This is a genomic window from Pseudanabaena sp. PCC 9330 (assembly GCF_055795045.1).
The window spans coordinates 45020-65732 of record NZ_JAYFES010000012.1; the positions used below are offsets into that span (position 1 = coordinate 45020).

Annotated in this window: 17 protein-coding genes and 1 pseudogene; 12 read left to right on the forward strand and 6 right to left on the reverse strand. The window is 50.9% G+C overall.

From position 1 onward, the window contains the following. Nucleotides 1-41: 41 nt before the first annotated feature. A complete protein-coding gene (locus AC0QKW_RS00240) occupies nucleotides 42-722 on the forward strand; it encodes a DUF4033 domain-containing protein (protein WP_473149068.1) in 681 nt (226 codons plus the stop codon). A gap of 254 nt (nucleotides 723-976) precedes the next feature. On the opposite strand, the gene AC0QKW_RS00245 is transcribed toward AC0QKW_RS00240, so the two are convergent. Beyond that, nucleotides 977-1351 carry a hypothetical protein gene (locus tag AC0QKW_RS00245; protein ID WP_473149069.1) on the reverse strand — a complete coding sequence of 125 codons (375 nt, stop codon included), beginning with the start codon at nucleotides 1349-1351 and terminating at the stop codon, nucleotides 977-979. Between the two features lie 602 nt (nucleotides 1352-1953). On the opposite strand from AC0QKW_RS00245, the pseudogene AC0QKW_RS00250 reads away from it, so the two are divergent. Further along, nucleotides 1954-2058, forward strand: a pseudogene (locus AC0QKW_RS00250) (GNAT family N-acetyltransferase); the annotation flags it as partial. 215 nt (nucleotides 2059-2273) lie between these two features. Continuing rightward, on the forward strand, nucleotides 2274-2675 hold the full coding sequence (locus AC0QKW_RS00255) for a VOC family protein (RefSeq protein WP_473149070.1): 402 nt from the start codon (nucleotides 2274-2276) through the stop codon (nucleotides 2673-2675). A gap of 119 nt (nucleotides 2676-2794) precedes the next feature. Here AC0QKW_RS00255 and AC0QKW_RS00260 read toward each other — a convergent pair whose 3' ends face one another. The 3 genes from AC0QKW_RS00260 to AC0QKW_RS00270 form a co-directional block, all read right to left on the reverse strand. Continuing rightward, nucleotides 2795-4417 (reverse strand): DUF3370 domain-containing protein, encoded by a 1623-nt coding sequence (locus AC0QKW_RS00260; RefSeq protein WP_473149071.1) that lies wholly within the window; start codon nucleotides 4415-4417, stop codon nucleotides 2795-2797. Nucleotides 4418-4721: 304 nt separating this feature from the next. Continuing rightward, nucleotides 4722-7553, reverse strand: coding sequence for a zinc-dependent metalloprotease (locus AC0QKW_RS00265; protein WP_473149072.1), 2832 nt, complete (start codon nucleotides 7551-7553; stop codon nucleotides 4722-4724). Nucleotides 7554-7652: 99 nt separating this feature from the next. Continuing rightward, nucleotides 7653-8102, reverse strand: coding sequence for an SRPBCC domain-containing protein (locus AC0QKW_RS00270; RefSeq protein WP_473149073.1), 450 nt, complete (start codon nucleotides 8100-8102; stop codon nucleotides 7653-7655). Between the two features lie 272 nt (nucleotides 8103-8374). Between AC0QKW_RS00270 and AC0QKW_RS00275 the strand changes: the two genes are divergently transcribed. From AC0QKW_RS00275 to AC0QKW_RS00285, 3 genes are all read left to right on the forward strand, one after another. Continuing rightward, nucleotides 8375-9766, forward strand: coding sequence for an NAD-dependent malic enzyme (locus tag AC0QKW_RS00275; protein WP_473149074.1), 1392 nt, complete (start codon nucleotides 8375-8377; stop codon nucleotides 9764-9766). Nucleotides 9767-10149: 383 nt separating this feature from the next. Beyond that, complete coding sequence (locus tag AC0QKW_RS00280; RefSeq protein ID WP_473149075.1) at nucleotides 10150-10920, forward strand: hypothetical protein; 771 nt, start codon at nucleotides 10150-10152, stop codon at nucleotides 10918-10920. A 671-nt stretch (nucleotides 10921-11591) separates the two neighbouring features. Then, nucleotides 11592-12671 (forward strand): hypothetical protein, encoded by a 1080-nt coding sequence (locus tag AC0QKW_RS00285; RefSeq protein ID WP_473149076.1) that lies wholly within the window; start codon nucleotides 11592-11594, stop codon nucleotides 12669-12671. A gap of 79 nt (nucleotides 12672-12750) precedes the next feature. Here AC0QKW_RS00285 and AC0QKW_RS00290 read toward each other — a convergent pair whose 3' ends face one another. Continuing rightward, entirely contained in the window at nucleotides 12751-13341 is a 591-nt protein-coding gene (locus tag AC0QKW_RS00290) for a helix-turn-helix domain-containing protein (RefSeq protein WP_473149077.1), read from the reverse strand. A gap of 228 nt (nucleotides 13342-13569) precedes the next feature. Here AC0QKW_RS00290 and AC0QKW_RS00295 point away from each other — a divergent pair, with 228 nt between their 5' ends. The 6 genes from AC0QKW_RS00295 (at nucleotide 13570) to AC0QKW_RS00320 (ending at nucleotide 19117) form a co-directional block, all read left to right on the forward strand. Next, nucleotides 13570-14130 (forward strand): hypothetical protein, encoded by a 561-nt coding sequence (locus AC0QKW_RS00295; RefSeq protein ID WP_473149078.1) that lies wholly within the window; start codon nucleotides 13570-13572, stop codon nucleotides 14128-14130. Nucleotides 14131-14160: 30 nt separating this feature from the next. Further along, entirely contained in the window at nucleotides 14161-14643 is a 483-nt protein-coding gene (locus AC0QKW_RS00300) for a hypothetical protein (RefSeq protein WP_473149079.1), read from the forward strand. Between the two features lie 40 nt (nucleotides 14644-14683). Further along, nucleotides 14684-15139 (forward strand): cell division protein SepF, encoded by a 456-nt coding sequence (locus AC0QKW_RS00305; protein ID WP_473149080.1) that lies wholly within the window; start codon nucleotides 14684-14686, stop codon nucleotides 15137-15139. Between the two features lie 34 nt (nucleotides 15140-15173). After that, the gene (locus tag AC0QKW_RS00310; protein ID WP_473149081.1) at nucleotides 15174-17318 is read left to right on the forward strand and encodes an NACHT domain-containing protein; all 2145 of its coding nucleotides are present in this window, start codon (nucleotides 15174-15176) and stop codon (nucleotides 17316-17318) included. Between the two features lie 10 nt (nucleotides 17319-17328). Beyond that, nucleotides 17329-18066: a hypothetical protein gene (locus AC0QKW_RS00315; protein ID WP_473149082.1), complete on the forward strand. Its 738-nt coding sequence runs from the start codon at nucleotides 17329-17331 to the stop codon at nucleotides 18064-18066. 193 nt (nucleotides 18067-18259) lie between these two features. Continuing rightward, a complete protein-coding gene (locus tag AC0QKW_RS00320; RefSeq protein WP_473149083.1) occupies nucleotides 18260-19117 on the forward strand; it encodes a sigma-70 family RNA polymerase sigma factor in 858 nt (285 codons plus the stop codon). 21 nt (nucleotides 19118-19138) lie between these two features. Here the strand turns inward: AC0QKW_RS00320 and hetR are convergent, their stop codons facing one another. Further along, entirely contained in the window at nucleotides 19139-20047 is a 909-nt protein-coding gene (hetR, locus tag AC0QKW_RS00325; RefSeq protein ID WP_473149084.1) for a heterocyst differentiation control protein, read from the reverse strand. Nucleotides 20048-20713 lie beyond the last annotated feature (666 nt).

Genomic DNA, 20713 nt, shown 5'->3' on the forward strand with positions numbered 1-20713 from the left:
CCAAGTATTACCCTAGAGTCAGTAATTACTGCTGGTTAATCATGACATCGCCCCCGGCCACCGGTCTTGGCCCCACCTCAGAAAAAACGGTTTATCAGGATAGTTGGGGCGATCGCCTGTTTATCTGGTTGTTTAGCCGCAAAATGGCCCAGGCTGTCGGCCAAGACACTGCCCTCAGCGGCTATGACGGCTTTGTGGATCTATCAACGCAAATTATGCAGGGGCGCAATGCCCAACAGCAGCAGGCCCTAGTCGCCGTGGTACTAAAGTCTCTAGTGCCCAGCCAGGTCCTGTGGCTGATTCGTACGCTGTTTGCCCCCACCCGGCTGGTGTGCGAGCTCAACGCCTGGTTTGCTACCCGGCTGTTTGAGTGGCTAGTCGGCCCCTGTGAGGTCAAAACCGTCGAGTTTACCGATGCCGAGGGCCAGGTGCAGCTGCAGCGCAGCGGCGTACACATCAAAAAATGCCGATATCTAGACGAAAGCCGCTGCGTCGGCATGTGCGTCAACATGTGCAAGCTGCCCACCCAGCGCTTTTTCACCGAAGACTTTGGCATTCCCCTCACCATGGTGCCAAACTTTGAAGACTTTAGCTGCGAGATGATCTTCGGCCAGCCGCCGCCGCCCTTGGCAACTGAAGATGCCTACAACCAGCCCTGCCTGGTAGATCACTGTTCTCTGGCAAACCGCGATCCCCAGCCCTGCCCCAAGGTCAGGCTTTGACCGGTAGGGCGTACCCCGAAGCCTATGTCATACCGAATCCGAATTCCATACCTCTGATTTCCAGCCGACCCACCTGTAGGGCGTTGGCGTAGCCTGGCCGTAGGCCTTACCGCTGTTCGCCCTGCTGAATCGGGGGTCGGCGAGCAGGATTTGGTATCAGCTATCTGTATATCCCTGATTGGTAGGGGCTTTGAACTGCAAAGCCCCTACCAGGTATTGGTTTTAAGCCGGGTTTTTGTGAGTCGGATCTGCTATTAGCGCCCAGCTGCTCCGACTAAGTCTTTTGCTAAAAAGTTCTGCCAACTGGCGCTGAGATCGTCGCTGCCGCGTTGAGCCTCCCATGGGCCGCTGTCGAAGCCAGCAATCGTCCACTGCCCGGTGATGCGATCGCCATCGGCAGAGACGGTGCCAACGTAGTCGATCGCCGGCGCACTCTGGGCTAGGTAGCGCTTCACAAACTGCACCTGTCGCCCCGTCACCGTACCGCTGATCTGGGCCTCGCCCAGGTAGCCATCGTCGAGAATGCTGCCGCTGAGAACATTGCCCCCCTGTACCAGGGTGGCTTCAAAACGGGTGGGCCTATCCCGTTGCCAGTAGGTGCCGAGCCACATGCCGCTTAGATCCGTCATAGGCACAAGTCTGCCATAGGGCCAGGTTTTCGCACAGCCCTGGGGGTAAGATAGCGACCATTCTTTAACGGCGACAAACTTCTGGTCAGCGGTCAAAACCCCTGTTTGCAAGGCTTGGCAGATAGCCAAAGGTCTCGATTGCCCTCCGGTGGAACTGCATATGACAGAAAGGACAGTTCTAACCCTACCGGCACGGGAGACTCATAGTTTTGCTGACAGTATAGACAGGCTACCCCACAGCGTTCGACGCGCGTCACCTATGGTCAAACCTGCGGTAATTCAAGCTGCTCATACAAGGCTTTGAGCTTCTTCTTAGTCGGGTCTACCTCAGTGCCACCGTGAGGATGACGGTCACTTGCGCTACCACCACTTGGTTAGGCTCTCGTCCATTACCCAGATGGCCCATCGCTAGCGCTGCCAGCGCCAGGTGAAGATTAATTTCGCTTGGCCGCAAAATAGTACAATTGAACCATAATAATTTGGCGCCTTGTTAATCTCCCTCCCATCACACCCCATAGCTGACGCCATTGTCAGTACCCTGCGCCCCGGTATATCTGACGATACCCCTCTGCTGCACTATTTGGATACCCAGTCCCAGCCACCCCCTTGGGTTTGTGCAAATTATTGACCCGGCGTGCGAAGAAAACCAATACTGGGGCGATCTGCCGCCGAACTTGCGGGCGATTGACATTTGGATTGGCAACGCTGCTTTGGAGGCGACGATTGCGCGGTCTATCGTCTCACCCGAGCCAATAGGACCAATGATCTCACACCCATGGAGAACACCGTCTATGGCAATGCCTGAGCAGCGAACTATCCCGATGCTGCGACATTCTTGTATGCGATCGTAGCAAGACCTTTGATCTCGACGCTTTTGATTTTGATGAAAACCCAAATTCAACCCATCCCTGAGGAAAACACCATGCAAGTGAATCCCTACCTGGTTTTCGACGGCACCTGCGAAGCGGCCTTCAAGTTCTACCACCAAGTTTTAGGAGGCGAACTGGGCGACATGATGACTTTTGCCGGTTCTCCAGCGGAAAGTGAGGTGCCGCCAGAACTGGGCGATAAAATCATGCATACCCAGCTTACCCTTGGCGACTGGGGCATCATGGGCTCTGACTGTATGCCCGGTCAGTACGAAACACCCCAGGGGTTTTCGGTGTCGCTCCAAGTACCTGACACCGCCGAGGCGGAGCGCATCTTCAACGCCTTAGCCGAGGGAGGGAAAGTTCAAATGCCGCTGGCCGAAACCTTCTGGGCCAAGCGCTTTGGCATGGCAATCGATAAATTCGGCATTCCCTGGATGATCAACTGTGGTTAGGTTGCTCTATCGATGGCTATCGCCAGAACCCTAAAAGACATTCCGCTCGATCATCTCTACAGCCTCAACTCCCCAACAGCCGTAGTGGGCAGGGGAGTTGAGGGGGCGAGAGCCCAGACTTAGAGATCGCGACTGAGGGCCGGTGGGGCTGCGTTATCGGGGCGATCGACCTCAAAGACTTCGGCGGCACCGCCGTTGAGCACCGTAATCACCTGGGGCGGGGTGGCATCGGGGGGGTAGACCAGGTCAATTTCGAGGTCTTGGCGAGCCTCAGCAGGAATAGTGAGCCTCAGCAGTGGGTCGCTTTCCTGGCCCCGGCGCTGCACCAAGTGCACATAGTGGGTGCGCTCAATGCCCATCTGATTTCTAAACTTCAGACGCACGGTGCCGCGAAAGAAAATTCGATCTTCAGGCGGGCGACGAAACCTAAGCCCTTGCACGAGCTCTTCGTCTCGCAGGGGGGTTTGAAACTTGAGGCTGATGGTCTGATCGACATCTCGATTGTTGTAGAGGGGCAGCTTGAGGTTGTAGCGCACGCCGTAGTTGCCGTGGGCGCGGTAGGCCGTATCGGGATAGCGGGCCACCATAGGCGCACTCTGAATTTGACCGGTGCCAAAGGTGTTGCGATCGACCGAGCTGACCACGTAGGAGAAGGCATTGCCCGGTGCCGGAATAGTCAACACATTGGCATCGGGGGAGTCGGTCAAGGTGGCTTGCCATCTCGACCCTTTGGCTACCCCAGCCACCCGACCATAGTAAAACCGACCAAAGCGATAGGTCTCAGGGTCAGTAGGGGGAATGTCGCGGGGGCCAGCCAGTTGCCCTTGCTTGAGCACCTGTAGCCAGTCTTGCAGCGTGGGCACGCGCTCATTGCCATTGGGCATCTGGTCGGCATAGCGAGCCAGGCTAGCTACATGCACCGGGCCAGTGCTGGTGAGGTACATCATGGCGGTGCGACCGTTGCTGGGCACAGGCCGCGGGGCCACAGGAGTCGGGGCAGCACCATTTTCACCGGTTTCGGGGTTGATCTGGGCGGCGGCGGCGGTCAGGGTGACCGCCCGCACCGGCGGTTTAGGGATCATGCTGCCCTGGGGATGACTGCCGTTGACAGGCACCGTCAGCTGGCGCAGGGGAATGGGGGTATTCATTAACAGCTGTACGTGGCCGGGGGGCACGGTGATGCGGTCGGGCCAGTGGGGCTGGTTGGCCCCGCGCAAAATGTCGGTGGTGGTGCGGCTGCCAGGGCCAGCAAAGACATTGCCATTGGTGCTCAGCCGAGCATCGGGCAGGTTCACAAAGGGGGCCTCTTGGCTGAGGTAGCTCACTCCCTGATGCACGGTGATATCGACCGGTTCGCTGCCGGGGTTATGAACCACGATGCCCATGAAGAGGGTGCGGCGATCATCGGAGTTAATGCCCCGGGCAATGTGGTGAGCAAAAATGTCAAAGCGACCGTTAAAGGCGTAGTTGAGGTGAGCCTCAGGAGAGGCCATACCGTCTTTTGGAAAGGTGGACAGCAAGATACCGTTTTGCTGCACCACCTCGGGGCTGTTGCTGTTAAACACCGGCACCTCGTCGAGCCCGCCCGGCAGGGGCCGCACCTCTTGGTAGCGAATCACCTCGGCGTAGGTGCCGTCGCGGGGAATGACCACCGTTTTTGCATCGGTGGCGGGGATAGCTTCACCCTGGGGCAGTTGAGCAAACAGCGGAGAAAGGGTGATAGCAGCTAACGCACTCAGCATGGATAACCCGTGGAACGACCAAAATACTATTGTTTCAGTTTGCCCAGGTAGAGTAAGCCTGAAGCAGTAGATGTAGACCCTCTAGGTGGGTTAACCCTCGGACAGGCAGCTTGATAACCGAGGACAGGACCAGGGAAGTTGGCCCGTAGTTAACACCGACCTGGAACAGCGGATATCATCTGCGCCCAAGATTTTAGCTTTAGGCTACAGATTGACCCGATCTACCATACCACCTAGGTGGAACGGGTATTTCTCCCCGTTTCTAGGGAAACTACCGAATCTTTATAGAATTTTTAATTGGTGACTATTGGCTCTGTAGGGGCGCGTCGAGCACTTTGGTGAGGCGATCGCTGACATCCTCTAGATAGGCCAGGGTGGCGATATCGAGCCGTCGCCCCTGGCGGCTAATCTGACGCTTGACTGCTGTTTGAATCTGCCGCAGCTGATAGCGGGCCAGCACCCGCGCCTCTTCGGGGGCACCAAAGGTAAACTGCTGGGCCACAAACGCCAGCAGGTCGGTCACGTCTTCCCCAGAGCCGTGGCTGCGTAGCACCAGGCTAGTGAGGATGTTGAGGTGGTGGCGCTGCAAGCCCTGGCGCAGGCTGGGAATGGCAGTGGCGTCAGGGTCGGGGCTAAACACCTCGGCCCAGATGGATTGGCCCATGGTGTCAAATAGTTCTGCCAGGGGAAGGGGGTCTTGGCCCCCTGGGTTAAACTCGCCGTCGCGCAGCCGCCCCAGGCGATAGCCATCGAACAGATTGGAGAGGGTAAAGGCCTGGGTAAATAAAATGCGATCGAAGATCGGGTAGTCGATGCGATCGACAAAGGGATTTTGGCCCCAGTGCAGCCAGCGATTGGGTGCCAGACGGTTGACTAGATCTGGCGACAGGGTGAGGGCGTCGGGGGCAAACACTCTATCTTTGAGCAGCGCCAGAGCCCGCCGCTGCTCGGCCGCAGAGATTAGCTCAAAGGCTGGCTGACCGCGCGAACTCCAGGGATCGGCTCGGGTAAAGCGCTGACCGCCAATGTAGTTGGCGATGGTGTCTGCCTGCATGTCGTAGTGAAAAAACACGAGGTTGACCCGCTGGCGAAGCTGGCCGTAGCCCTCACCGGGGTTGACCGAAAACCAGTCAAGGCGATCCCAGATGGCTTTGGCGATCGCCATTTGACCCTCTGCATAGGCCAGAGGGTCATTGCTGAGATCCCAGGCGCTGGCTTTGGGGTCGATCAGGGTGTAAGCGTCTTCGTCGGGGGCGTAGGCTAGATCTGGAGAGCCAGATCGGTCGGCGATCGCCTGCAACTCTCGCTGGGCGGTGGCGCGGGTGACGGGCCGGTAGCCGTATTCGATCGCCCAGCGATCGTAGGGGCCGAGCTGGGTGGGAAAGTAGTCGCCCTGGGGCTGCCCCGGCGGAGCCAGGTTGGGGGGTAGGTAGTCCATCACCGAGCTAACCATGCCCTGGGCCTGGGTGGCGGTCGGGTCGTTGAGGTCTGCGGGCGGCAGCAGGGTGCTGCCCAAAAAGTTGTGGCGCAGCCCCAGCACATGGCCGACCTCATGGGCGGTCAGCACCTTCAGGTACTGCTGAATGTAGGCCGCTTTGGTCTCGCGGCTGGTGAAGGGAGGGGCCAGAGTAGCAATAGCCAGACTGCCAAAGGCGTTGGTTTGGGTCGATCGCAGGGCAGCACAGTAGTCAAGGGTATCTAGCCGCTGGAGTGCTGAAGCCGCTGGGGTTTGGCCCTGACGCGCCAGTAGGCGATCGCCCAGAGGGTGGCCACAGGGCATCAGTCGGTCGGTCGCTCCACCGGCCGCCGCCAGGGTGTCGTACTCTAGACCGAGGTCACTGACAATGCTGGCGTCGAGAATCACGTCGGCGTCGAGAATTTCGCCGGTCAGGGGGTTGACCCGCGAGGGGCCGAGGCCGCTGGCCCAGGGTGACAGCGAGTCTGACCAGCGAATCACGTTGTAGCGCACATCGGCAGGATCCCAGCCGGCGTTGGCCGGCATTTGGCGCACCTCAATCGCCTGGCTAAAGCCCGCCTGCTGAAAGGCCCCATTCCACCAATCAATGCCCTCGCCAATGGCGGCACGATACTCCTGGGGAGTGGTGTTTTCGATCCAAAAGACCAGGGGCTGTTTGGGGGGCGACAGGGCGGCGTTGGGGTCTTGTTTCTCTAGATGCCAGCGGTGAATGTAGCGCACAAAGGGGTCGGTGATGCCGGGCCGTTGGGGAGCGCGATAGGCGGTGACAAAGTAGCCCACCCGCTGGTCGGCCAGCCGGGGCAAAAAGGTGGGATGGTTGGGCATCGCCGACAGGCTGTAGCGCACCCGCAGGTTAAACCCCCGACTGTCGGGAAGGCTGGAAAGGCCGAGGTCAAAAGGTGAGGGCGCTGCGCTACCGCCAGCAAACCCCAGCACTGTCCCGAGTTCGATATTTTCGGGGAAGGTCTGGACTGGCCCCAGGTAGGAGGCCTCACTGCTAACGCTGTAGCTGCCCAGAGCCCAGGGAAACTGGTCCGAGAGATTGACCGGGTCGCGGTTGATCAAAAAATCTTTTAGGTCGATCAGCAGTTCGCCAGTGCCGTCTTGGATAGCTTGAATGGGCAGGGTCATCAGCACCGAGTCGCCAAAAGACTCTCGCAAGAGCTGCTGGGCCTGGGGCTGGGGGTTACGAATGTAGACATTGGGCACCGCCACCTGAAGGCGATGGTCGGGAATTTGGCGAAACTGAATCATCAAGTCGTTGACCGGCCAGCCGCGAAATAGCCCCAATTCTCCCAGCCCCGACTCTAGGTTGGCCATCAACAGCAGGTTTTGGTTGAGCTGGGCGGGCTGAATGCCCAGCAGGGCGCGGTTGCGTTCTAGGTCGTGGTAGACGGTGAACAGCCCCTTGGCCACCGTTAGATCTTTGATCACTTCGTCAAAGGGTTTGAGACTGCCGGTTTCGGTGGTGGGAGTCTCGTCTGAGCTTTGGGTTTCGGTGGTGGTCGCCTTATCGTCGTCGACCTGGGCGTAGAGGGTGGGAGCGATCGCGCCCTTGGGAGGTGTGGCTGTGGCGCGATCGCCCTGCCCCAGGGCAAGCAGCACCGCGATCGCTAAACCCAAGAGAAATATCAGCCCCGATCGCGCACTCTGCTTCACTGGCAGCACCCCTTAAATTCGCTTCAGCGTTACCCCTTAGGTAGAGGCATTTAGTGTTGTCATATGATAGACCCCATTGCCCTGGCGATTCCTCTACGGCTACCACTGGCGGCGATAGTCATGCTCGACGTAGCGCTTGATCTGCCGAGCCATGCGGCGAATGCCTTCTTTTTCATCCCGGCGAATGAAGGGGAGAAAGATTGGGGAGAGCAATCCAGAGATGCGCTCTTGGTGGATGTATTTGGTGCGGTTGGGGCCGATATCTTCTAGCTCAAAGGTGTGATCGCTCCTAAAACCGGGGCCCTGGGCGACCCACCTCAGGCAGCGGTTGGGTTGCACTACGACAATGCGGGGCTGAAACTCTGTTTCGTCATCGCCCTCGCGGCGGCGCAGGGCCAAAAAGATTTCGCCCCCCGGCTGAATGATCAAGTTGGGGTCGCAGTCGTAGAGAAAGGTATTCCACCGGTGCCATTCCTCTTTGCGGACGAGGGCATCCCACACGGCAAAGCGAGGGGCGTTGATGGTGGTTTCGCTGTAGAAACTGGGCATGGCGATGGGGGGGTAGCCAGAAACCGAACGTCAGGAATCGTGCATAGGTAACAGACGCTACTGCTATCTTCACACAGACTAAGGGTGCACGAATGAGGGCAGATTAGCAGGTTAGAGCGTTGATCGAGGCGATGTCTCAGGTGGGCTGATTACAGCTGCAAAGCCTGGCTGAGGTATTTAGCTAAAACACTCCTACACTGTGTAGTTGGCCTTCATTGTTCCCTCAAGACGGCATTTCTTCTTACGCTGGCACGATCGCCCAAAGGTTTTCCATGGCAACTCTTACCCCTAACCCCAGTTATAGTCTCAGTCTGCGGCTCAAAATTCCCAATAAAACCGGCATGCTGGCTCAGATTACCCAGGCGATCGCCGAGGCGGGGGGCAACCTAGGCGACTTTGAGCTAATCAGCCGCAATCGCTACGATCTGATTCGAGAGCTGCACATCGATGCCTCTAGTGAGACCCATGTGGAGGAGATTATTGCGGCGGTCAAAGCGCTCGAAGAGATTGAGATTTTAGAGATCTGCGATCGCACCTTTCAGATTCACGAGGGCGGCAAGATCAGCGTTGAGAGCAAGCTGGAGTTGCACAACCAGGATGACCTGGCCATGGCCTATACCCCCGGCGTGGGTCGGGTCTGCATGGAGATTGCCGAGCACCCCGATCGCGTCTACGACCTCACCATTAAGGGCAACACCGTGGCTATCGTCACCGATGGCAGCGCCGTACTGGGTCTGGGCAACCTCGGCCCCGAAGCCGCCCTGCCGGTGATGGAAGGCAAGGCGCTGCTGTTTAAAAAATTTGCCGGGCTAGACGCCTTTCCGATTTGCCTCGACACCCAAGATACCGACGAGATCGTCAAGGCAGTCAAGCAGCTGGCCCCGGTGTTTGGCGGCGTGAATCTGGAAGACATCAGCGCCCCCCGCTGCTTTGAGATCGAGTCGCGGCTGCGCCAGGAGCTCGATATTCCGGTGTTCCACGACGACCAGCACGGCACGGCGATTGTCACCCTGGCGGCCTTGGTCAACGCCCTCAAGCTGGTGAACAAATCGCTCACCCAGGTGAAGGTGGTGATCAATGGGGCCGGGGCGGCGGGGGTGGCGATCGCCAAACTCCTTCAAAAGGCCGGGGCCAGCACCATTCTGCTGTGCGACTCCAAGGGCATTCTCTCTACCAGCCGCGACGACCTCAACGCCCAAAAACAGGAGTTTGCGGTGCAAGCATCGGGCACCCTAGCCGATGCCATGGTGGGGGCCGATATCTTTTTGGGGGTCAGCGCGCCGGGGGTGGTCAGCGTCGAGATGGTGGCCTCGATGGCCCCAGACCCGATCGTCTTTGCTATGGCCAACCCGATTCCCGAAATCCAGCCCGAGCTGGTGACCGACAAGGTGGCGGTGATGGCCACGGGCCGCAGCGACTATCCCAACCAGATCAACAACGTGCTGGCCTTTCCGGGGGTGCTGCGCGGCGCACTAGATTGCCGGGCCCAAGAGATCACGCCGTCGATGTATCTAGAGGCGGCCTATGCGATCGCCGCCCTGGTCAGCCCCCACGAGCTTACCCGCGAGCACATCGTTCCTTCGGTGTTTGACGAGCGGGTGTCCACTGCCGTTGCCTCAGCGGTCAAACACGCTGCCCGAGTCGATGGGGTAGCGAGAAAGTAGTAACCGTTAGGCATCGGGGTTGGCGATCGTCAACCCCGATGCCTAGCAGCCTTCAGAACTGAGGTAGTAGTGCTGGTTATTGCTTAGGACACCAGCCTCTTCCCTTCGCCAGAACTGCGACAGTGCAATGGTGTAAACCATTGCGCCAAGCTGATTTGACCTGTCCTAACCCTGGCCATGGATTTAGTAATGGCCAGGGCGCTGAGCGGCCTAAAACCCACCTAAATTATGAGGCAGACTATCATAGTGTAAAAATCTCAAAAGTCAAGAATTTCCGCTCAAAGTCGCCTTTTTCATCGGTGATCAGACGTTACGTAGCTATATTGCCTGCTGTTCAGTCTTGGCAAGTCAGCGCTGAACGTTGCTATATCACGAGGAAAACTATGACGCTATCTGCGTGTTCAATGTGCAAAAATGCTGCCGATGGCATCTGCTTGCTTGGGCAGAGCTACATCGATATTTACCAATCTGTGCAGGCTATTGGCGACGCTCAAGAGCGCGAGACAGTGACTCAACAACTGGCCTGCTGCTCTTTTTGGGAAGAGTCTGACCTAGCCAAGCAAATTAGCCGTGAGGTGACCCTCAGCCAGCATGCCTGGAATCGGATTGCTTATATCAAGCTGCAACAAGCTGACCAGGAGGTGTTTGCAGGGTTGATCAGTGTAGCGCGTAGCGTGCTGTACAGCTCCGGGGAGCCTCAGGTACAGCCCGTTCAGGTCAACCGACCCCTGCCCGCTGCCTCAGAAGCCTCTGTCACCACAGACAATGCCGCAGAGACTCCCCCGGCTGATGACTTGGCTCCCGAGGTACTGATTACTAAACATATAGAGGCGGAGGCTCCGGCTGAAACACCCCTCCTCGCAGTCTCTCCTGAGCCAACGGTGGAGGAGGAATTGGTCGGTGGGCCACCGGAAGATCAGCAACCTCAGATCTCTGCTGATACTGAGCGTGATCCGGTAGAGCAGGCCATGAGAGAGCTATGGAACGTTGCGATCGCAGCCCACACCCATCCGCCAGATGCAGAGCTACCGACTGCACAATGGGGAAGGGGTTCAGGGCGGATTTCTGAAGAATCAGTTGTCCCTGCTAACCCTGACACAACGCCGGATCTCTCGATCGCTTTGCAGCGACAGCCACTGCCAGGTATTGCATAAGGCACCATCACCTGGGCAAGAGCCGTGCTTGCCCTCGGTGATTGCTGAGCGCAAAACAGGTCGATAAACAACCTCAAACATCTCTACTGAACTCAACAGTGCATTCGGTCTCCGCTTTTTCTACCCAGGCACTGTTGAGTTCATTTGATCTATAAAAACAACCTATTCGCAGGCAGTCTCTGCCTCAACTTTCCAAGATTAATCAGACAACCAAAATTTTGAAAATTTATATCGATCTTGGCAGTGAAGATTCCCATGCAAAAACTGTCGAAATAAATCCGCTACCGATCTTACCGATCTAAGTAATATTAATTTTTTCTAATTAAGTATCTTTCAAAAATCTTTTGAAGGATACTTTGGCCGCTTTCACTTTTCGAGCATTACAAACACCTCAACACAAAGAATTTCTTTGCATTTAGCCGCTAAAAGGGGTTGGGCAACTAATCCCTAGGGGGTATCACCCCTCATAGCTCAGGGATGATACTCTTCTTGCTACTTGCTATTAGCTCAGGGATTATAACCATAGTTCACGCATTCAAGAACGAGGTGCACTAATTTAGTTCTATTGATTGACGGACAAATGTACTGGTAAAGCCAATACTAAGATCAGTAGAATCTAAGCCGCATCAAGTCGAAAGAGTGCCCTGCTGATATCGTTCACGGAAGTAACTATGCGCTCAAATCAGGATGCCAAGAAAGTTGATATTGACACCTACTTCAGTGATGTTGATGACCATGCCGCAGTTGTGAGTCGGCGTGTTCGCCCCAGCACCCCACAAGATCAGCAAACTCTAGAATTTTTAAAACAACTGCTGATCACTCCTCCGGATCCCGAAAATCCAGTTCTAAAGCCCTACCAAAATGAGCGATCGATGCTGGCTGTAGATCGTGATTTCAGCGTCTTTGAGCTGGAGACGGCCTACGGTGCCGCTTGTAAACTTAAAGATGAGCTTCAAGAAAAATCTCCCCAAGCCATAGCACCTTCAACCACCCCAGCTGTCAATGTCGAGGTATCACAAGCACAGCTTACCAAGTCAGGCGTGAAGTGGGTCAGACGTAGTATGGGCATTGCAGCGGCGCTAACCATTACGGCTATATCAGTCGATTTTTCATGGCCCTATGTATCAACCTGTCTAGCTGAAAAATGCTATAGCTCTTTGCTAGACGATCTGCCCAACATAGCTCAACACGTTAGCCAACACGTGAATACTAGTCGGCTAAAAGTTTTGAAATCAGAAATCTTAAAAAAAGAAGCCGATCCCCAAGTCAATTCTCAAGCCGATTTCCAAAGTGAAGGATATTTTTCCGAAAGTTTGAATTATGCCTATGCTGCGGCAAAACTAACTCAGCATGCCCATACTAGCGAAGACTGGCAGCAGATTGTTTCTCTATGGAAACTTGCTGTCAGCAACCTTGAAAATATTTCACCAACGAGTGACTTATATGCCAAAGCTCAGGCCAAAGACGATCTCTACCGTCGTAATCTAGCTTACTCCCGCCAAGAGCAAGAAATGGCCCCCTTTAGAGCAAGTGTTAAGGCCGCAGAAGAAGCCTCACAGCTTGCCAACAAAGCTAAAACTAGAGAAGAATGGCAGACCGTAGCCAACAAGTGGCAAACAGCCCTTACTCTGATGCAGACTGTGCCTACAAGCAGCGAGCACTACGCAGTAGCCGAGAGCAAACTTGTAGAATACTCTACTAAGTTTGCCTACACTCAAAAGCGTTATCTCGAGAGCCAGACTAGAGATTAAGCCCAGAGACACCCAAGACATCTAGTTTAGTAATGCACTGGAGAGCTATCCGCAGAAGCAGCAGTGATCGGGGCATCGCCTAGGGTTTATAGCTAAACGCAAAACACTCTGGTGGCGACTTAGGCCCCGTCAGAGTCAAGAGAGTATAGTCAGGGCTTGAGTAATCTAGACTCTTGTAATACAAAACCACTGCTGAAGATTCTGGATCATTCTGGTCAATGGCTTCGAGACAACTGCGATCGGTGAGATTTTGCCGCTCAATGAACGCCAGTTTTGGCCCACCGTCTAAGTCGGTAAATACTACGGCCCCAAGCCCGTATTCTATATAGCCTTGCCAGGCCAGGGCCAAGATCGGCTGATAATACTGAGTGAGACGCTGTAGAGCTACCTTTGAAACCGGGTTTAGCTCCTGCCGAGCGTGCTGGACAATCACCGAATTGTAAGAACTCTCGCTAGTTTTAGCCGGCAAGGCTTCCTGACTCAGCACAGAGCCCCGCAAAGACCGGTCTTCAGAGATCCACTCCAAGAGTTCTCCAGGCTGACATTGCAAAGCAGCGCAGATTCCCTCAAGCCGCTGAGGGGTTAGCCGTGGCATGTCATCCGCTTTGCGGAGTCGGTAAACCGAATTTTCCGTGATGTCTAAGTACTCAGCGAGATCCTTATTGCGCATGCGCTTTCTCGCCATGACCTCATTTAACTTCCAGCGGATGGGCATGGTATCTCCGGGAGGCGGGTGATCTCACACCAATATAAAAGCACAAAACCATATTTCTACTTTTTACGTAGATTTATAGCTGTGAGGGATTGACATTTATCTACGTCTTGAGTAGATTTAACACATCCAGTTATCTGGTTGCCCCGAGGTTCACTTCACGCCCCCTCCTAGCAAGGTATTGCCATGAAAAAACTAGACACTGCCACAGATCCCCGCCCTGCCTGCTCAACTCGACCAAAAGCTGTCGAATTGACACCTAGCCCTAACCGGCTGACGTCAGGCACGCGATTTTTTCGTAATGGTCACTGGTGGGAAATCGACGGCTACATCAAAGGCCAATCCGCTGGCTACTACAGATGCAAGCCAGCCTGTTTTGTGGAAAGTCGTTTCTATGCCGAGTCAGAAATCCAACAATCTCTCGAGGAAGAGGCTATCGCTATGAAGCAAAGATTACAGGAATGTAGTAACCGAGGAACTGGACGGCTACTGATTGAGCCAATCCAAAAGAGTGCATCCCTATCCGGATACTCTCCCAGAAAGCAAGCCCATTACAGCGATAACGCAATCCCATACTCAGGCAAGAAAGATCCCCTTAAAGTGCTTCTAGTTGGCTCTCGCCAGGCTGTCAAAAAAGCAATCCAAACCCTCTATCTATCGGGCTTTGCCAACCTAAACGACTGGAGTGCATTCCAAAACCGCACTAGCAGCAATGAGGTCTTGAGCATCTTAGTACAAAAAATCTGACTTCAGAACTATTTTCAAGAGGGCACACAGGTGAGAAAAAATCCAGCTGACTCAACCTTTATACTGCTTTCCAACTATAGCTTTGAACCCACGGAGACTAATATCAATGATCTAATTCTCTGCTGGCTTAGCTTATATCCAAGTAAGTGGGTGGTTGCCGCGATTGTCGAGGCAATTTATCAAGGGCGTTACAAGGTTGAGTCGGTTAGCAGAATTCTCAATGCCTGGGGTATGAGAGGGCACCCTGTGCACCACTTCGACTACGATTTTGCAGATGTAGTCTGCAAAAAGCTTGCCAATTTAAGCAGCTGCGGAATAAATAATTTTGACAAGAGAACTGGAAAAGATATGGAACTCTCAACACGAACACTAGAATCCCAAAAAACAGTCGCGAGCATCAACCCAATAACACCAGATTCGATTTTGACAGATCGCCTAGAAAAGACTGAGAAGAATATTCCCAATCAAAAAATTAGTCAGTGCGAAAAACTAGTTATTCGTCTCAGTGCCTAACTTCACTTTACAGTCCTAATTTTTTCAGGAGATCGAAATCATGAGTTCTTACTATCCCGAAGGAATTGACTACTACGTCGATGAGGAGATTCAGTCAAGCCCTTTTTCATACCAAAATCAGACTTCTATCTCACCGCCTGTCGCCAATATTGTCATTATAGAACCGGCATCATTTGGAGAAATGTCAGAGGCTATTCAAGCTCTCAAAAGGCAGCAAATGATTGTCTTAAATCTGAGCTATATGGATTACGAAGAAGCCCAGAGATCCGTAGATTTTGTAGCAGGAGGTACTTTAATGTTCAATGGTTCAATTGAGAAAATAGACCACAAAATCTTTATTTTTGCACCCCATAGTACTGAAATAATTTTTGGCGCAAATCAAGATCAACAAAATGATGCTGCGAAGTTTACACAGCCTAATAGTGCACACCCAGAGGAGTATAACTATTCCAGCCAAGACTTGCAGCAGGAGTATCTTATGCGTCGGGTTTCTTAACGTTTTTGCCTAACGACAAGTAGAGAAAAATATTATGACTTCTCCGGATTTAATTTCAGGTATTACCTTCTGGGTCTTCAAGTCACTGTGGGAAAGCCGCGATGAAACCTACAAGCTCCTCAGTCAGCGGTTAAAGCAGAGCATCTTTTATGCCTCGAAAGAGTACCAAGCAAACTATATTGCGCGTCACGGATTCGTCAAGCAGGAAGAATTCAGATCTTCGGTTGAACTGTCGAAGGTTTATGTCGCTCCGACTCTGGTCGATCAGCCTATCCCCATTCACCCCTTGGCAAAAAAGGTAGTCTACCATAAAGAAATTGACTATCTCAAGAAACTGGGTTTAGCCTACGAGGGCGTTGAAATCGCTCAAAAATATAAGCACCTGATTGTTCGAGGTGAGCCTGGAATAGGCAAGACTACCTTCCTTAAGAAGCTTGGCTTAGAGGTATTCAATGAGGCCAAACACAATCTTGCTAACGCCCATATTCCAGTCTTCGTTCAAACTGCAAAAAGTCTGGAAGGGGAATTCAACCTTCTAGCCATGATAGAGAAAGAGTTTGAAATCTGCGGCTTTCCGGAGTTCTCAGGTTTCGTAGAATCTGCGTTGAGAAGAGGTAAATTGCTCCTCTTAATTGATGACTTAGATACGCTTCCAATAGATAGGCGTGACTATATCTTATTAAAAATAAAAGACTTTTCTGATCTTTATAGCAATAATCGAATTGTACTGACGGGTCGAAAGTCAAAGCGGCCCCATACCTTAACTCATTTTCAAACGGTTACCATCCTCGGATTTGACCGCACTCAAGCTCAGTCCTATATGGCAAAGATATATCAAGTTAAGCATGAAGAAAGCTTATCTTCTCAAGTCTGTCAACGCATCTGGCAGCAGATTGGTGAGAGCAATACGGCTACTAAATTCATTATTCATAATCCTTTGTGCTTGGGCATTGTGCTCTCTTTGCACAAGACATCAACTGAACAGTTTTCTGGGAAAACCATTATCTATGAAAAGCTACTATCCAATTTATTAGATACAGGTATCTACCCAAGTACATCCGACCCTTTTCCTAAAGCTTTAGAAAATATCGTAGAGATTCGATTGAGCATTCTATCTGAGATTGCCTATGTTTGTCTAAAAAGTGGAAGATCTTATTTTCATAAAGCCGAGATGAAGCGCTTATACACATCGATTGTCACCAAGAAGACTATCAATGATAGCTCCGCTGATTTAATCGCTCTTAGAGAAGACTGCCTGGCTAATTTTATTGTTTATGTTGACAAAAATCTCTGTCAATTTAACAATTTGCTGATTCAAAAAATGCTGACTGCCCACTATCTAATGAGCAGTCTAAAGGTTTTAGATGAAACTGTTAGTCAGTTTTTAGATATACCTGAATGGAAAGATGTCTTTATTTTTTTGGCTGGCATGCAGGGAGCTGACTACTTGCTCTCAATTATTCAAGCCAACATTTTTTCTAAGATTAATAGTGAGCAGTTGACGACATTTATACAGTGGATTTCAACTATTTCTGAGGATGTTTGTATATCTTCAGAACCAACTGTCAACCGTTGCTATGTCGTCTTCATGGTATTTGAAATAATTCTGCTGTTTGGGGACTGTGGTCAAGATCACTATATTATTGCCAATATTCTCAAGCAGGTTAAAACAATTATTACACTACTAGATCCTGAGTGCCAAATTGTCTCATCACCTAGCTCTAGGAACAAAGCCAATGCCATAGCTAATATTAGCCATTTTATTGATCCTATGATAATACGCGGATTATCCCTAGAGCGCTTGATTGATCTAGCCAATATGCTTTCTATTAAAGCAGAGTCGTATGGATTAATGCATCCTGGAAAATCTTATCGCCTCAAGGCAATAACCCAGCGATTAAAGCAGCAGCTTGGAGGCAAAATGGTTTCGGTCTATCAGCACAAGGTTTGCAAAAGAAATCTCTACAGGCTGTGGATTAGCTCTCTTGATATCGCCAATACTTCGTTAGACTTCACAGCCAGAGATTTGCAATCCTTCTATTTTTACTGCCAAGGCAGCTGCCTAATTATTCGATGTATGAAAGAAGCATTTTATGTATCTGGACATCTTCGAAACGACGTTACTCAGACATTGTTTAACAATGCCGTCAATCCCAGCCCAGTAGCCGATTATTTTTAGGAGACAACCTATGAATGTTGAAAATTTGGCACAGCTCTCTTTTGATCAGTTGAATGAAATCCAGCGGCGTGTGAGCACGGCTATTAGCGAGAAAAGAAATATTCGCGTCAGCGATGCAACTAGCGATGTCCTAGATTTTTTGGCGTCTAACTATCCCGAGATTAGATTGTTAGATGTGATTAGTGAACTAGCCTTCCGTAGTCAGATCAGGCTAGATGACTACCAAAATTTAACTCTTGAGCCAGCATTAAATTTAGAAGTTTGTAATTCCTTGGAGCCTTCAGGAAATTCTGAGAAGTTATTGCAAAATATTGATGTTATCTCAGAAAGGTTGAAGACTATCAGAAACTCAGTCTTGCAAAGTGATGATTCTCGCCTTTTATTGCTGACTAATGGTGGTATTCAAAAGACGTCAAAATTATTTGGTAAAGAACTTGCCGAGATCTTGCAAGATGCTGTCAAAAGATTTGAAAGATTAGATAGCCTAGAGGAGGAGTCTGAGAAGGTTCAAGATATTGGTCTTGAAATCAAAAAAATTGATGAGTGGGCAGAATTGAAACTCGGTATATCTCTGCTTAACGGAACATTGACGGTTATCAACCCATTTGCTGGCAGGCAAAGTCAGACTAAAGATAGTCCACGACTATCTCAAAGATCTCCTATTTCTACAATTCAAAGAAATAGAACTACTGTGGAAGTCAATTTTCCTTTAAGCCAAAGACGAGGAGCCAACTACTCTAGCCTTTGAGTTTCTGGTCTCCTAGGCAATTATAGGTGCCGGCAAAGTCCTTCCCACAAGGCCTGTGATTAATTCATGACGAGAGCATTGGCAGAAGTGAATAGTGAGCTTCTTAGGCTATTATTTCTCGCATCAAGCCAGCCCAGTCTTTCAACTCTTCTCCATTTTGATTTGCTTCTATTTAGATGTAAAAGGAAGAACCATGAGCGCCAAATTTGCTGACAGTTTAGCTTATTTAAAGCGATACCCAATTTTAAGGCATGAGGAAGAAGTCGAACTTGGTCAGCGGGTTAGAGCCATGATGGACTTTGTTGGTGCTATTCCTCAAGAGATCTTGGAAAGCGGTATTGTTGCTAAGAGGCGTATGATTGAAGGCAATCTGCGACTAGTAGTTTATATTGCCAAGAAATATCTGGGGAGAGGGTTAGATCTTGACGATTTAATCTCTGAAGGAATTATCGGTCTCAATCGTGCTGTCGAAAAGTTTGAACCAGCCAAAGGATATCGCTTTAGTACTTATAGCTGTTGGTGGATTCGACAGTCTATAACGCGTGCATTGGCTAATCAAAGCCAGTCTATCCGTATCCCCATACATGTAATAGACAAATTGAATAAGATTAAAAAATGGAAGCACACTTTCTATTTGGACAATAATAGAAAGCCTAGTCAGGCTGAGTTGGAGGCCTTTTTATCTGCTGAGCTATGCCTGAAATATTCTGAGTTTGAAAACCTAACGTTAATGATCCAGCGGAACCCCAGCTTAGATGCCTCTCTCAATGACGGTGATGCAGATTTTAACCTGGGCAATTCCATTCGAGATCAGCGTTATGAAAGAGCTGTCGAGGCATTGGAAACTATCTGTGAGGTTGATGAAATTTTAGGTCAGGCCAATTTAACTGAGCGAGAATTTAAGGTTCTAAAGCTACATTTTAGCCAGAGCCAAAGTTTAAGTGATATCGGACAGCGACACTTAGGAGGAATTACTCGAGAGCGAGTGCGACAAATTAAGGCACAAGCACTTCGAAAATGTCGACACGCGATCGCGTCACAAGAGGTTTAGGCATGTTTAGCTGACAGCTAATCACGACACTTCCTCATGAGGCCCGAGCAAAAACTGTAGCGCGATGATATTAGAACCGTCTGATTCTTCGTGATATTTATCCGCCCAGGTGCGAATGAGTTGATCAAGTTCTTGAACAGCCTCTTCTCGTCGGCTTTCTTTAATTTCAAAGGTTTCTATCCCTCGCATGATTGTAGAATCACCGTTAATCCAAGAGTACATCCATCTAAAAGATCGAGTTAAATCTTGGATCATAGTTTGCATGCGGGCCTGCTTTCCCCGTGGAGAGTAGTCCTTTTTAACCAGTAAGTAAGCAGAGCTGTCTTTAGTGATCTTGATTTCCTGCATCGTTCCTGAGGCTAGTAAGCGAAACTTGGCATGTTCTGCTAGTGCCTCGCTGAAAGGCGTCCGGTTGGGTCCTGGTAGAAGATGCTGGGCTCTCTCATGCAGTTCTTGAATCAGGTATTGGATATCGCTCTCCCTAATAACTAGGCAACTGGGAGCTCCTTTCGGGATACCAGATTCAATGATCAGCCGTTCACCCTCTGTCAACTTAAACAGTTTGGTTCTAGCTTCTCCATTTTGAAGTGGGAACTTCTCCAGCCAAATGTAGGAAAATCCTATGAGATAGCTGGGCTCTACGCTACCTAACAGGCTCAGAGAACCTCCTGATTCCAAAAGAGCATCAAACTCATTGACAATTTCCTTGACGCGACGGGGTTCCACATGGTGAAGAAAACCAGTGCGTCTTAAATTATTACCTTCCTCTAAATAGGTGAGGTAAACCGCAAATTTTGCTGCCATTGAGACTGCATCAATTACTTTTCCATAGCGATGGCTAAAGGTCTTAATAAGGTTGATGACTAAAAGAAGCAGAAGAAAATCGATATCGCTAACATTGAGAGCTTTGGCAAGTTTGTCATGATCCACCCTGAGTCGCATTTTTTTGTACCCCAATTCATCAGGTAACCTGACGAATCACCTAGTAGAGAACCACACCGTTAGTATCCAAGCTAATTACAACGCCCTAAACCTAGAGGCTGCCTAGTGGATTTACTGATATATAGCGGAAATGTCTAAGTGATTACTTCCGAGATTCTACGGAGTTCATCATCTATTTTTCGTAAGCGCTATTGAGAACGAAAAAGACCCAGCCATTCTAAAAATGACGTGTTATTTGCAAGCTCTTTTGTCGTCTTAGACTTTTGTCGCGCTACATCTTAGGGCGGAGTTAAATCGATACCACCTACTTGGCAAAAGACAAAGGGTTTAGTGACTGAATTTCGATCTTGATTCCAGGAACTTTGTGACGGCATGGGCTTACTGAGCTTTTGAATTAGGATCAGTAGAGGAACTAAATTGCCAATCAAAAAAAGAACTAAAACACAGGGTTGGTTCGTATTTCAGGCTTCTCCGCTTAGATTGATCAAAAATGTGCACAGCGAACTTTTTGGGCTGTCATCACCTCTTGAGGTATTAGTTCCCCTAGTACTGCATTCTCTGTTAGGCCTTCATCTTTAGCTAATGAATTTCACAAAAAATTAATATTTAGCTGGAACTGTAGCCGTGGAAGTTTGTTTTCGGCGTGATAATGGG